11 protein-coding genes are annotated in these 13395 nt (G+C 37.5%); 7 read left to right on the top strand and 4 right to left on the bottom strand.

The genetic code is table 11. From position 1 onward, the window contains the following. The first annotated feature begins 387 nt into the window (after window positions 1-387). Both QNJ50_RS00335 and QNJ50_RS00330 read left to right on the top strand, forming a co-directional pair. On the top strand, window positions 388-1029 hold the full coding sequence (locus QNJ50_RS00335; RefSeq protein WP_300630862.1) for a pentapeptide repeat-containing protein: 642 nt from the start codon (window positions 388-390) through the stop codon (window positions 1027-1029). Window positions 1030-1387: 358 nt separating this feature from the next. Then, window positions 1388-2560 carry a WG repeat-containing protein gene (locus tag QNJ50_RS00330; RefSeq protein ID WP_300630860.1) on the top strand — a complete coding sequence of 391 codons (1173 nt, stop codon included), beginning with the start codon at window positions 1388-1390 and terminating at the stop codon, window positions 2558-2560. A gap of 100 nt (window positions 2561-2660) precedes the next feature. On the opposite strand, the gene QNJ50_RS00325 is transcribed toward QNJ50_RS00330, so the two are convergent. Further along, window positions 2661-3497, bottom strand: coding sequence for a type II CAAX endopeptidase family protein (locus QNJ50_RS00325; protein WP_300630858.1), 837 nt, complete (start codon window positions 3495-3497; stop codon window positions 2661-2663). Window positions 3498-3638: 141 nt separating this feature from the next. Continuing rightward, window positions 3639-3920: an ATP-dependent Clp protease adapter ClpS gene (gene clpS, locus QNJ50_RS00320; protein WP_300630856.1), complete on the bottom strand. Its 282-nt coding sequence runs from the start codon at window positions 3918-3920 to the stop codon at window positions 3639-3641. Between the two features lie 476 nt (window positions 3921-4396). Between clpS and QNJ50_RS00315 the strand changes: the two genes are divergently transcribed. Further along, window positions 4397-4771: a hypothetical protein gene (locus QNJ50_RS00315; RefSeq protein ID WP_300630853.1), complete on the top strand. Its 375-nt coding sequence runs from the start codon at window positions 4397-4399 to the stop codon at window positions 4769-4771. Between the two features lie 393 nt (window positions 4772-5164). Here QNJ50_RS00315 and QNJ50_RS00310 read toward each other — a convergent pair whose 3' ends face one another. After that, window positions 5165-5359: a hypothetical protein gene (locus QNJ50_RS00310; RefSeq protein ID WP_027840938.1), complete on the bottom strand. Its 195-nt coding sequence runs from the start codon at window positions 5357-5359 to the stop codon at window positions 5165-5167. 427 nt (window positions 5360-5786) lie between these two features. On the opposite strand from QNJ50_RS00310, the gene QNJ50_RS00305 reads away from it, so the two are divergent. The 4 genes from QNJ50_RS00305 (at window position 5787) to QNJ50_RS00290 (ending at window position 12239) form a co-directional block, all read left to right on the top strand. Further along, on the top strand, window positions 5787-6116 hold the full coding sequence (locus QNJ50_RS00305) for an STAS domain-containing protein (protein ID WP_300630848.1): 330 nt from the start codon (window positions 5787-5789) through the stop codon (window positions 6114-6116). Window positions 6117-6284: 168 nt separating this feature from the next. After that, window positions 6285-8888, top strand: coding sequence for a TIGR03960 family B12-binding radical SAM protein (locus QNJ50_RS00300; protein WP_300630845.1), 2604 nt, complete (start codon window positions 6285-6287; stop codon window positions 8886-8888). Between the two features lie 572 nt (window positions 8889-9460). Then, entirely contained in the window at window positions 9461-11521 is a 2061-nt protein-coding gene (locus QNJ50_RS00295) for an Rne/Rng family ribonuclease (RefSeq protein ID WP_300630842.1), read from the top strand. Between the two features lie 28 nt (window positions 11522-11549). Further along, window positions 11550-12239, top strand: a complete 690-nt coding sequence (locus tag QNJ50_RS00290; protein ID WP_300630840.1) for a ribonuclease HII — start codon at window positions 11550-11552, stop codon at window positions 12237-12239. Between the two features lie 37 nt (window positions 12240-12276). Here the strand turns inward: QNJ50_RS00290 and QNJ50_RS00285 are convergent, their stop codons facing one another. After that, window positions 12277-12864 carry a DUF1997 domain-containing protein gene (locus QNJ50_RS00285; protein ID WP_300630838.1) on the bottom strand — a complete coding sequence of 196 codons (588 nt, stop codon included), beginning with the start codon at window positions 12862-12864 and terminating at the stop codon, window positions 12277-12279. Window positions 12865-13395: the final 531 nt, after the last annotated feature.

Raw genomic sequence — 13395 nt, 5'->3', positions numbered from 1 at the left:
GACAAACCCAGAAAATGTGTTAGCTTAGTTCGTCGCGAGGGGTTAATTAACAGTTTAATATTGTTGTTAACGGATCTGCCATCGCCGTAGGCTCTAGCTAGAGGTTACTGCCAACGCCGCAGGCTCTAGTGTGACCGCAAATCATATTTTGACTTCTCCTTCTTGGGAGTTAGTATCTTATGTTGGATATTTACCTTGCACTCAGTAAAGGGAGTGTTGTGTTGCAGGAATTTTCACATTCTGATCTGACTTAATTTTTGATCCAAGGTTAACCTTGCTATCATTTCGAGTGCAGGTAATATAACTTATCAAAAACTTTCAACTTTCAAATCTAGTAGCTTGTGGTAAAACCCAATTAAGCACTCAATCAAAGTCAATTAATAAAAAATGAATATAGAAGCAATTAAATCTGGTCAATTAAAGCAACTCCCCGGAGTAAATTTAGAAGATGAAGATTTATCGCAATTAGACTTAAACCGAATCAATTTAGCTGGTGCAAACCTTGTTGGTGTAAATTTAACCAATTCTAATCTTGAAGGTGGACATCTAGAAGGTGCAAATTTAATGGGCGCAAATTTACACCAAGCAAATTTGCGAGCTAATTTTATGGGAGCTAATTTGATGCAAGCGGATTTAACTAGTGCGGACTTGCGCGGTAGTAATTTGCGGGGGGCCAATTTTATGGGAGCGAGGCTCAATGATGTTTCTTTAACCGGAGCTTTTTTAAGCGGTACAAACTTAATGAACGTCAATCTACAAGGTGTTGATTTGCGAGGTGCAGACCTGCGAGGAGCTAATCTGACAGCAGCTAACCTTAAAGGTGCAGATTTAAGTGGTGCAGATTTACAAGGAGCTCTACTGGGAGAAGCAAATTTGGAAGAAACTGATTTACGTAAAGCTAACCTTGCAGGCGCAAACCTTACAGGGGCAAATTTACTCTGTGCAGAATTGGAAGGTACAAACCTTAAGGGAGTTAATTTCAATGGAGCTTGTTTGGCTGGAACTATTGCAACAAAACATATTTCTTAAGTTCTCTCTTCAAAATCATTGATTATAGTTATTAAATAATTTTAAAAACCTTCAAAAACGGTAAATTATGTAATATTTTTCCATTTTTGAGGGTTTTTAATGTTTAAATTCAAAACTACAGTAACAGACATATTATTTATCAAACTTGATATCTGACTTGATAAAAGCTTAATTTTCTTTCATGAAGAATTTCAGGGAACATATATGGAAGAAAAAGCGTAATTATACCTGGAAGAAAAGTGGCATAGATATGATGAGCAGATGCAAGTAGTTAAAGTCCAAAGGTTTCTGTTAAAGCTGCTATCCTTGCTGAAGACAGGTTTAAAAAGAATCGAGAAAATTTGATACAAATAGGTTTATGGCTGTCCTACCCCGTGTGAAATCCCAGACTATATGTAAACAGCTAAAGTTGTTTATCGCTACTAGCACTGTAACCCTTAGCTGGTTAACTTTATTGCCAGTTAAATTAGTCCAATCTGAAACTTTATCACCTGAGAACTTACGTATTCTCAAACTAAAAAATAGAGTTATTGAAAACACTAGTAATTTTACTTATAGAATTCAACCTAAGTTTAAGTATGTTGGTAGTTTTTCTGAAGGTTTGGCATCAGTATACATTGGTTACCGAAAAGGGTATATTGACAAAAACGGTCGGGTAGCGATCAAACCACTATTTGAAGCTGCAGAAGAATTTTCTGAAGGATTAGCTCGGGTAAGTATTGGTGATAAGTGGGGTTACATCAATAAAAATGGTCAGGTCGTAATCAAACCACAATTTGACTCTGCTGGAGAATTTTCTCAGGGTTTAGCAAAAATTAGTAATGGTGATAAATGGGGCTATATCAATAGATTTGGTAAAATAGTTATTAAGCCCAAGTTTAAAGCTGCAATGTCTTTTGCTGTAGATAATCAGGCAAAAGCTGCAAACAGACAAGCATTAGCCCCAGTCAAACTAGATCGGAAATGGGGTTATATCGATAAGAGTGGTAAATTTATTATTCTTCCCAAATTTAATCAAGCTTCTTACTTCTCCGAAGGCATGGCAGAAGTTAAATTAGGTAATAAATGGGGTTATATAGATCGCAGTGGTAAGTTAATTGTTCAACCTAAATTTACTCAAGCATGGAAGTTTTCTGAGGGCTTAGCCTTAGCCAGTATCAACCGTCATTGGGGTTATATTGATAAAACTGGTAAGTTTGCGATCGAGCCAGTTTTTCAGGATGCGGGAATATTTTCTGAAGGTTTAGCCTACATATGGAAAGAAAGCAAATATGGCTATATTACTAAAACAGGTCAAATGGTCATTCCACCTCAATTTGACGATGTTGGCATTTTCTCTCAAGGGTTAGCACGGGTGAACATAAATGATAAATGGGGATACATTGATACTACCGGTCAAGTAGTTATAAAACCCCAATTTGATCATGCCACTGATTTTACAGTTGATAGATTGGGTATTGACCAAAAAGTAAAACTTGCGTGGGTCAAAATAGGTTCCCAATGGGGTTATATTAGTACTTCTGTAAATTAAAAAGTCAAAAGATAGCACGCTATGCTAACAAAACAGACCGCGCCTATGGCGACCAAAAGATGACCTGCAGTCAGTTTCTTATCAAGCTCAAGCTAAAAACTTAAAAATTTGAGAGCTTTGAGCGATCGCCCATCCTCATCCAAAAAGTCAAAATCGTCAAACCTATTAAACCCATAATTCCTGCCAAAGGATTATTATTAACACCTGTAACCCATATTGGTACTGAACCAGAGTATTCAATTAGTTTGCCAACATCAACAATGTAATAGCCCCAAACTAAACCTCCATGAATCCCTATTGATAAACCGAGGCGTCCCCGAGAACTTTGTTTTGCAAAAGCAGAAGCCAAACTTAACAAAAGTAAACCTAAAAATTGTGGCGAACTTTGGATTACTTCCGCAAGAGGTTTAATAAAATGAGCAACAGCAAATATAAAAGAACTACTCCAAAGCACTACTGAAGGTTTATAGTCTCTCTGGAGTTCATCATATATAAACCCGCGAAAAAATAGTTCTTCTGCAAACGCTACCCCCAAACCAGTAAGCGATCCTTCTAAAATAAGTTTTAGCGAAAAAACAGAGGGTTGTTGCCATACCAACCAACCCATTATCCCTTGCAAAGAAAATAAAACTAAAATATTTATTAGTCCAATAGCCAAACCCCGTAATAACTCAACACCATTACGGCGACTAAACTCTAAACCATAATACTTAAATATATGTTTTTGTTGCCGAACGTATTTACCCCAAATAGGCAAAAACAGAAAAAACCAAATTGCCAAGGGCACCATTGTTAAAATCGTTTGCAGGTTAGTATCATCAACAAAAAAATAAATTAATGCTGCATATGGCAACCACGGCAAACATAGAAATAAAATAAACGCACCCAGTCGGATTCCGAAAGAACGCTGGGCTAAAATTGCAAAGTATTTTTTCATGACAAGTTACAGCGATCGCAAAAACTAATAATAACGAAATCAATAAATATTAACGATTAGTTATTGATGATTATTTTCTGGCACGTTTTAGCTTGACGCCAACTAAGTTATTACAGTTTCGCAATCCCGAGTAACCAAGTGTTAATCTTCCGGCTCGATCGTACTAGTTAAACCACGTTCTTTTAAAGTCTCACTGTAAAATTCTGCATGCTCTAGGGCACAAGTGATTACCAAGGCTACACCACTTGTATGAGCTTCCATCATTATGCTCACTGCTTGTGGTTGAGTAAGACTTGGTACCGTTGTTAACAGCACTTGAACCACATATTCCATTGTATTAAATGGATCATTGTGAAGCAGAACGCGATACCGAGGTGCTATCTTTCTCGACGTAGAACGCTTTTCTATAGTTTCGACTGACACGGCTCTTTACTTTTTTTTCGGTAGATATACGACAAAAAGGCTAATGCTTTATGGTTACTTAACACTTCTCAACTTATCTTATAACATATTAACTATGAAGTTTGTTTTAACAATACCTACTCACTGTCTTGAAAATTGTTTGTATTTTCATATTCCCTGACCTAAAGTAAGGATTATTCAGACACACTATCTTCACCAATCAGAACATAATTGATGTAATTGTATTTTCCCCGTATACCCTAGCCTGAAGACCAGAATATTATCACCTTGAAATTTGCTTCTAAACACACACACGCAAACAAAAATTTCTAAAACAAAAAGTATAAGGCGGTTACTAACACTAAAACGCTAACAGATTTTTGTGCTATGGCAAATATAATCTTTTTTATTTTTACTCAAACACCTTACTTAACTTATCTAAAATTATTAGTATTTTCGAGTGATATTTAAGAAAGCGATATTTAAAAGCGATATTTATGAGTAATATGACCCAAAAATTTCAAGCGGGACAAATTGTATATTTACAGGAAGGTGATACTCGTCTGTATGCAGAGGTCATTCAAGTTGTTGTTTCCCGTCAGCTATGTTGGGTACGTCCCTTGTTTTTAGAAGGAAAATCTGGTGATGAGGAGCCACAGATAACTAATCTCCAAGAAGCTTTTGACCTACTGTGGTCTATCAGCCTATTTCATCCCGCCTTGGATGTGGAAGTCATCAGTTCGATCTGTCAAGTTTCCCAAGAAGGATCAAAGAGTGAAATAGCTGCTAGTATTGGTAAACAAAAACTCAACGAATTCATTCATCGTGTTTGGCAAAGTCAGAAAAATACAAATCTGTCTGCGGAAAAATGATTATCTAATTGACCTTTCACTACAGTTACAGACCCCTAGCTGTAAATATAACGAAAATATATATTACGTATAAATCTAAAATCAAATTATTATTTTTTGTCAATTTAAAACAAAATAATATTTTAAAAATTTATTAGGTTTTATATTTTTAAATAAAAAATCAAATTGATGAAATAAAAATTAAACTAGTATAATCAACATTATAAATTCTTTAGACTGTAAGCATTTAACTATTTTTATAGAATACTCTCATAAATATATTTACTGAGAAAATAATTCACATTGCATCATAACCATTGCATCTTTGGTATATATGTTATCCCAAAATATACTTTAATAATTTTTCCAGGACTGCAATTAGATTTGGATGATTTAAATTCATCTAAATCTTCCTTAAATACTTCTACATAGAGCTATTCTACCAGCATCCATCTCTGCCATTAATAGCTCTAAGGCTTCGTAGTCTACGTCAGAAATATAACCGCGAGTAGTCAGTTCCAAGTTAATTTCATTTTCAATTTCTAGGGTTAATTTTTTGATATCTAAGGCTCTAGCAACTAGCTGACGAATGGCGTATTTAGTTTCCATAAAAAATAAGTAAAGTGTATTTAATACTAATTATCCAAGTATTACCTCAGTACAAAGCGCGATCGAGATCTCGATAAAGTAGTGACATGAATCACAAACAAGAAGAATATACTTGTAATACTTAGATTCTTGCAATTATGATTTATCCTTGACAGTAAAAGATTTTAAGCTTATTTAACCTTTGCTTAGCCTTTTGCTTAACTAGGATAATATGTTACACCTAATCATTTAAATTCTTTTAACAAAAATCTAATAAAAAGTATACGACAATACTTTTGGTGCGAGAATTATAACAATCTTTAAACAGAGCCATTAGACTAATAAAGATTCCGCAAAGAGGTGTAAGACGAATGGTCGATGTGAACATAAAAAGATTATGGTCAAATACATCTAACCTGTTTTTTTGACGCCTCTGATAGGAATTACAATGCAAGCAGTACTTAGCCATACCACAGTTGCAATTATTAAGCCTCAAGATAATTTAAATGCTGTTAACGCTTTGGAATTTGAGCGTGACTTGACAACAGCTTTAAGGCAAGATAAAAATCAAATCTTGCTGGTAAATCTAGAAAAAGTGGAACTACTAGATAGTTCTGGATTAATGTCATTGGTATCTGCACTTAAGTTAGCTCAAAATTTGGGAAAGCGTTTGGGTTTATGCTGTGTATCTCCATCTATCAAAATTATTTTTGAACTTACTCAATTAGATCGAGTATTCGAAATTTTTGAAAACCAAAAAATATTATTCAGTGCATAATTCACAGATATCACAATGATATTTGCGCCGTTGTGCAAAAAAGTTGTGTAAATATCAACACCCAAAATAAAAAAAACTCTGGAATTTAACTGATTTCATATCTTCAGACACTTAATAAATGCTAAGGTTGGTAGTGATTAGCTGTAAGTTAGCACGCAGATTAGCACAGTGTCTGTTGCAGTAGAAAAATTAATTACACCGGATATTGCGAAGCCAGCTCGCTATTTAGGTAACGAGCTTGGGTCAGTACACAAACCTTGGGATGAAGCTAAAATTCGCTGGGTTTTAACCTACCCAGAAGTTTATGAAGTCGGTGCATCCAATTTGGGTCACATCATCCTGTATAACATCATAAATTCCCAGCCTCGGCAGTTGTGCGATCGCTCTTACCTACCAGGGAAAGACCTGGCGGGTAAATTGCGAAGCACGAATACACCTTTGTTTGCTGTCGAATCAAAACGGGATTTAAAGGAATTTGATATTCTCGGCTTTAGTCTCAGTTATGAACTGGGAGCGACAAATATTTTAGAAATGTTAGATTTGGCGGGAATCCCGTTAACATGGGAAGAAAGAAATCATGAAAGTGGTTTCCCCTTGATATTTGCAGGTGGACAAACCGCAACATCTAACCCCGAGCCCTACGCCGACTTTTTTGATTTCTTTGCCTTGGGAGATGGTGAAGAATTATTACCAGAAATCGGCTTGATTTTAGAAGAAGGTAAAAGAGCTAAAATTAGCCGCGAAGAATTACTGTTAGATTTAGTACAAGTTCCTGGCGTCTACGTTCCGCAGTTCTACGAAATGAATGCTGACGGGTCAGTTGCTCCTAAACGCCCGGACGTACCAAAGCGAATTATCCGCCGTGTTGCAACTCCAATACCGGCTTACTCAATTGGACTGGTTCCTTATGTAGAAACAGTCCACGAACGCTTGATTATTGAAATTCGTCGTGGTTGTACCCGTGGTTGTCGCTTTTGTCAGCCTGGAATGCTTACTCGACCTGCAAGGGATGTAGAACCAGATAAAGTAGTTGATGCGATTGAAAAGGGAATGCACCAAACAGGTCACAGAGAATTTTCTCTGTTGTCCCTGAGTTGTTCTGATTATTTGTCCTTACCTGCGGTAGGGACGGAAATTAGAAATCGTCTTAAAGATGAAAATATTTCTCTTTCTCTTCCATCTCAAAGGGTTGATAGATTTGACGAAAATATTGCTCGCATTCTTGGCGGTACCCGACAAGGGGGACTAACTTTTGCTCCGGAAGCAGGAACCCAAAGGATGCGTGACATTGTTAATAAAGGCTTAACCAACGAAGAATTGCTCAGGGGTATTAAAACAGCCTGGGAACAAGGTTGGGATAAAATTAAGCTTTATTTTATGATTGGTTTGCCTGGAGAAACAGATGTTGATGTCCTGGGTATAGCTGAAACAGTAAGATGGCTCAGGAGAGAATGCTGGGCTAAGGGTAGAAAAACACTTTCGTTTAATTTGACTGTCTCTAATTTTACTCCTAAACCCCATACGCCATTTCAATGGCATTCGGTTTCTACTTCTGAGTTTAAACGCAAACAAGAAATCCTGAGGCAAGAATTTCGCCGCATGAAAGGAGTAAAGGTCAACTTTACCGACGTGCGAATTTCAGCCATGGAAGATTTCATTGGTCGAGGCGATCGCTCCTTAGCTCCTGTTGTGAGGCGCGCTTGGGAGTTAGGAGCAGGTATGGACTCTTGGTATGAGAGTCTTGATAAAGCTTTTGCCGCTTGGGGAAAAGCCATTGCTGAATCCGGATTGGATTGGAAGTATCGCCAAGTCGAAAATGGTGAATGGAATGTAATGGAAGGGGAAGGTAAAGATGCTGACAGTCGGCTTGACGCACCTTTACCTTGGGACCACATGGATACGGGAATTGATAAAAGATGGCTTAAGGAGGACTTACAACGTGCCTTAGAAGCTATTACAGTACCAGATTGTTCCTTTGATGGTTGTTCCCATTGCGGTGTTTGCAGTCCCGAATTTGGTCATAATATTGCGATTGAGGCACCACCAATTCCAAAATTTTCCGGTGATTTTGTACCAAATACAACCAAAGCTCAAAAATTACGAGTTTGGTTTGGTAAGAAAGATGATATGGCGTTGATTGGTCACCTAGATTTAATGCGATTACTTGACCGAACCGTGAGACGTGCCAAATTACCCATATCTTTTACTGGCGGGTATAACCCACAACCTAGAATTTCTCCCGCTAATGCTTTACCTTTGGGTGTCACAAGTAGCGGCGAAATTGTTGATTTTGAGTTAACTGAAGCAATTGATGTAGAAGTATTTCGTCAAAAACTAACTCAAATATTACCTGCAAACATTCCGGTATATAAAATTATCGAACTGGATGTAAAATCCGAGAAAGCAGCCCAAGTTTTAGAATCTGCTGAGTATCACATAACAATAGCTGCTCTCAATACACAGCCAAATGTTACACAATGGCAAAATTGGGTTGACATTATTAACAATAAGGACGAAATATTATGGGAACAAACAACTAAATCAGGCAAAACTTACTTGGTAAATCTGTGCGAACGCTTATTGGAATTAGAATTAATCCCAGAGAATAGTAACTTCGGTGATTCAACAGCAGTTTTACGCTATTTAGGAAAATGGCGTAACGATGGCACAATGTTGCGTCCCAACCAAATCTTGTTTATGCTAGAGCAAGTAGCTTCCGAAGAATTTCAACTGCTACATATTCACCGCAATCGGCTAGTTTTAGCGGTTTAAAGCTTACTGAGGGCAATTGGAACTAGGTTGCCCTCAAGCAGTGCATAAGCAGATAATTGATTTTTGACAAGGTTGCGTTAGAATGATATGAAGAGAAATTTTCTGGCGCTGCATTGAGTAAGCTGATTCACTAACCTGATATTCAGGATACGGAAGCAAAATATTAGAGTGCAAATTCCCGGATTTGACCCCAGGAAACTTGAAGCAGATTGACAAACACTCTTTAAAAATAGCTACGAGTGAATCAGCAACCAAACAAGCGACTGGGTCGGCTTCTCTAATTATTTCTCCGAGTATATGCTTTTTCAAACAACAGTGGAAAGCTCTAGCCAAGGATTGGAAAGAGCATTTAATCAAAAATTAACCACGGACGGGTATTTAATTGCTTAGAAAATTTTATGCAGCCGTTGTGGAATAATCAAGCGTGTAAGCGTCAAGACGACGTCAACCGCTTGCCAAAATCGAAAGCAAAAAAGTGTAATTTTTACTACCAGCAGAACCAGGCTTGTAAGGGCGAACTCGAACAATCAACCCCCATGTCTATTTGTGCTGCCAATTTTTGAGGGAATTGAATGACAAAACAAATTATTATCGCCGAACAGCATCAGATTGCTGCTGTATTTTCTGAAGACCAAATACAAGAATTGGTTGTTGCTACAGGTCATCACCAAATTGGTGATATTTACTTAGGCGTAGTAGAAAATGTATTACCTGGGATAGATGCAGCCTTTGTAAATATAGGCGACCCAGAACGTAACGGTTTTATTCACGTAACCGACCTTGGACCATTAAGACTGAAGCGCAGTTCGGCTGCAATTACGGAATTGTTGGCACCACAGCAAAAAGTTCCAGTGCAGGTAATGAAAGAACCAACTGGAACCAAAGGTCCAAGGTTGACGGGAAATATCACCTTACCCGGACGTTATGTTGTTCTCATGCCCTATGGACGTGGTGTAAATTTATCTCGTCGAATTAAAAATGAAAATGAACGCAACCGTTTGCGAGCGCTAGCAATTTTGATTAAACCTGCTGGAATGGGTTTGCTAGTACGAACTGAAGCAGAAGGTAAACCAGAAGAAGCGATTATTGAAGATTTGGAATCTTTGCAAAGACAATGGGAAACCATTCAGCAAGAAGCTCAATCTACCCGCGCTCCAGCATTACTCAACCGAGATGATGATTTTATCCAAAGAGTACTGCGGGATATGTACGGTGCCGATGTGAACCGAATTGTGGTTGACTCAAGTACTGGGTTAAAACGAGTCAAACAATACTTACAAAATTGGAGTGGGGGACAAACACCACAGGGTTTGTTAATCGATCACCACCGTGATCGCAGCGATATATTAGAATATTTCCGTATTAATGCTGCAGTTAAAGAAGCTCTGAGACCAAGAGTAGATTTACCTTCTGGCGGTTATGTAATTATTGAGCCAACAGAAGCATTAACAGTAATAGATGTCAACTCTGGTTCCTTTACCCGTTCCGCAACGGCAAGGGAAACAGTTTTATGGACTAATTGTGAAGCTGCGACGGAAATTGCTCGTCAATTACGCTTGCGCAATATTGCTGGTGTAATTGTTGTTGATTTTATTGATATGGAATCGCGGCGCGACCAGTTGCATGTTTTAGAGCATTTTAACAAAGCACTCAAAGCAGACAAAGCCCGTCCCCAAATTGCTCAGCTTACAGAACTGGGTTTAGTAGAACTTACCCGTAAGCGTCAAGGGCAAAATATTTATGAATTATTTGGTAAAACCTGTTCTACATGCGGTGGTTTAGGGCACATTGTCAGGCTTCCCGGAGAAACTGAAGCTCCAGAGATTGTAACTCCAACAGAAGCACCACCAGAGCGTTTTGTTTCCTTACCCCATAAAGAACCCCGATTACCTGCTGCTCGCATTAACGAACCACGGGAATCTTATGAAGGTTTCAATGACGGATTTGATAACGAATCTGAGTTAGCAGCACTGAATTTAGTAAATCACCCGAGCTATCACGAACTTGGTGATAGTAGTAAACGTCGCGTCCGTCGCCGTCGCAATGGTGTTAATGGCACTAATGGTAAAGAAGAACCGCGTCTTAATAATAACTCCCTGATTTTGGCTAATGACCAAGATATGGATATGGATGCAGAATTAGCTTCAGAAGCTAGTTTTGGTAAAGCCGGTTGGGGCGATCGCATCGAACGTAACAGAGTAAGCAAAATAGAATCTGTTAAATCAGTCGTCGAACCACCAGAAATTGTTTCTGTGGAAATGTCATCAGAAGAACAAGATGTTTATGCGCTGATGGGAGTATCGCCTTTAGTACTTTTAAATCGTGAAGTAAAAAATCCCAAGTCTGTAATTATCAATGTAACCCAGCCCGGACAAGGTTCTACAGCAACATCAGAAAGCCCAGAACCTATCATTGCGCCAAAACCTGTAATAAATTCCGATGAAGTAGAAACCCCAGCACCTGCAAAAGTTGAATTGGAAGAAAGTAGTACAGCAGAGGTAACTCCAGTAATTGCTTCAAAACCAAAAGCAGAACCAGAACCAGAACAAGAACCTGAGGTTATTAGTGCATCTAGCAGTACCGGTATCAAACGTCGCCGTCGCCGTCGTTCATCTGCCACAGAAAGTGAATAAAAATCGGCTTGAAGCATAAATAATTTTTATGGCTGATAGGCAAAAATCTGTTTTTGGCATGGGCTCCCAAACATCCACAAGCGATTTCCAATGGCTAGAGTTATCCCCTTCATCTAAATTACCTGAAATTGTTGCAGGTGTTGATGAGGTCGGAAGAGGTGCATTATTTGGACCTGTAGTTGCTGCTGCTGTCGTACTTCCGCAAACTGCTTTTCCGGATTTGATTAGTGCAAAAATTAATGACAGTAAAAAGCTGAGTGCTACTCGTCGAAGTAAGTTAGCCGAGCAAATTTGTGAGTTGGCATTGGATTGGAAAATTGGCTGTGCTTCTTCCGCAGAAATTGACAAAATAAATATTCTGCAGGCATCTTTATTAGCTATGAAGCGAGCTATAATCCAGCTAGAAATTCAGCCAGAAATTTGTTTGATTGATGGCAATCAAATCGTAAAAGATTTACCCCAACAACAGCAACAAACAATTATTAAGGGAGATTCTAAATCACTCCAAATTGCTGCTGCTAGTATTGTGGCGAAAGTTTGGCGCGATCAGATAATGATAAAAATGGCGTTGGAATACCCCATGTATGGCTTAGAGAAGAATAAGGGATATGGTAGTAAAAGTCACCTGATAGCGTTAGAGCAACATGGACCTTCACCTTGGCACCGTCATTCCTTCAGCCCTTGTCAAAAACAAATGAAGATAAATCTAGAGATATAGCTAATTGCGATGCTTCAAATCAAAAATAAAGTCATAATTATTCCAATTTCAGGCTAGAAAATTCAGTACTGTCACTGTCAATTCTTTTTCCCTGTGTTTGAGACTTAACCCAGGACTGATAATCATTCAAAAGCTGATTGAGTAATCTTTGCTTAATTGTCATTAAAACGCTTTTGAGCAAACCATTTCCAGTTTTTTCCATAATCAATTGGGGAGTGAAAGAAAATGGCGGTGGCAGTTCTAATCTAACTTCTAGCCCGGCATTGCCTTTAAGATAAGTAATATCACTGCGCTGTATAGGTAATAAATATCCTTTTAAATTTAGGTTAAAACGCTGGTTAATGTAATCTAAACCAAGAATTTTACAAGCGATGGATTCAAGGTTGATTGTGCCATTCGATTGTGCCCATACCTTCATGTCTACAGTAGGTTGAATTTTAACAGACATAAAGTTTAAAGGACGCATTTTTAAGCGAAAAACTTCTCTACTTATTTGTTCAACCCGCTTTTGCTCTACTAAAGCATTAACTAATCTTTGTGGCTGACGCAAGTAATATTCAACGGGAATAGCTTGCGAGGGAACAGTAATTTCTACTGACTCGGAAGCAAAAAACTTGGTAGCCATAATTTAATAACCATAACCATTTAATTATTCTAATATTTTTTAAAACATGATTAATAAAAAATATTTAATGTATTTTTTGCTGTCGAAATATAATATTTTACTATACTTTGTCATCAAGTAGATGCTGACATAGTATTAATCTAACAAGCTGCAAATATCTTTATCTTTAAAACTAATACCTCAAAATTAAAATACTAATAAATATCTAGAGATTTTGTCACAAGTAGTAATAAGTGATTTATGTAATGTCTGGATAGAGTTACATGCTCGGAAAAAAGTTTACATATACTATTAGAATAATGCATGTTCGCAACCTTGATTATATTTACAATTTTCGAGATATATATAAGCAACAAATACGAATGAAAAAATAAGTAATAGTGAGCAGGACGATAATTGTTCATCATACTGGAACTACTTTTATATAGTTATTTTCATATAAATAGCTAACAATTATTCTATAACCTGTTCACAAACTAAATATGATTGTTGTAATATTCATCTTGAATTTGGGAAAAAAGTGGAGATTTT

This window comes from Mastigocoleus sp. MO_188.B34, assembly GCF_030065675.1.
Lineage (GTDB): Bacteria > Cyanobacteriota > Cyanobacteriia > Cyanobacteriales > Nostocaceae > Mastigocoleus.
Note: the sequence above shows the minus strand (reverse complement) of the source record. Positions and strands in the feature narration are given on the sequence as shown.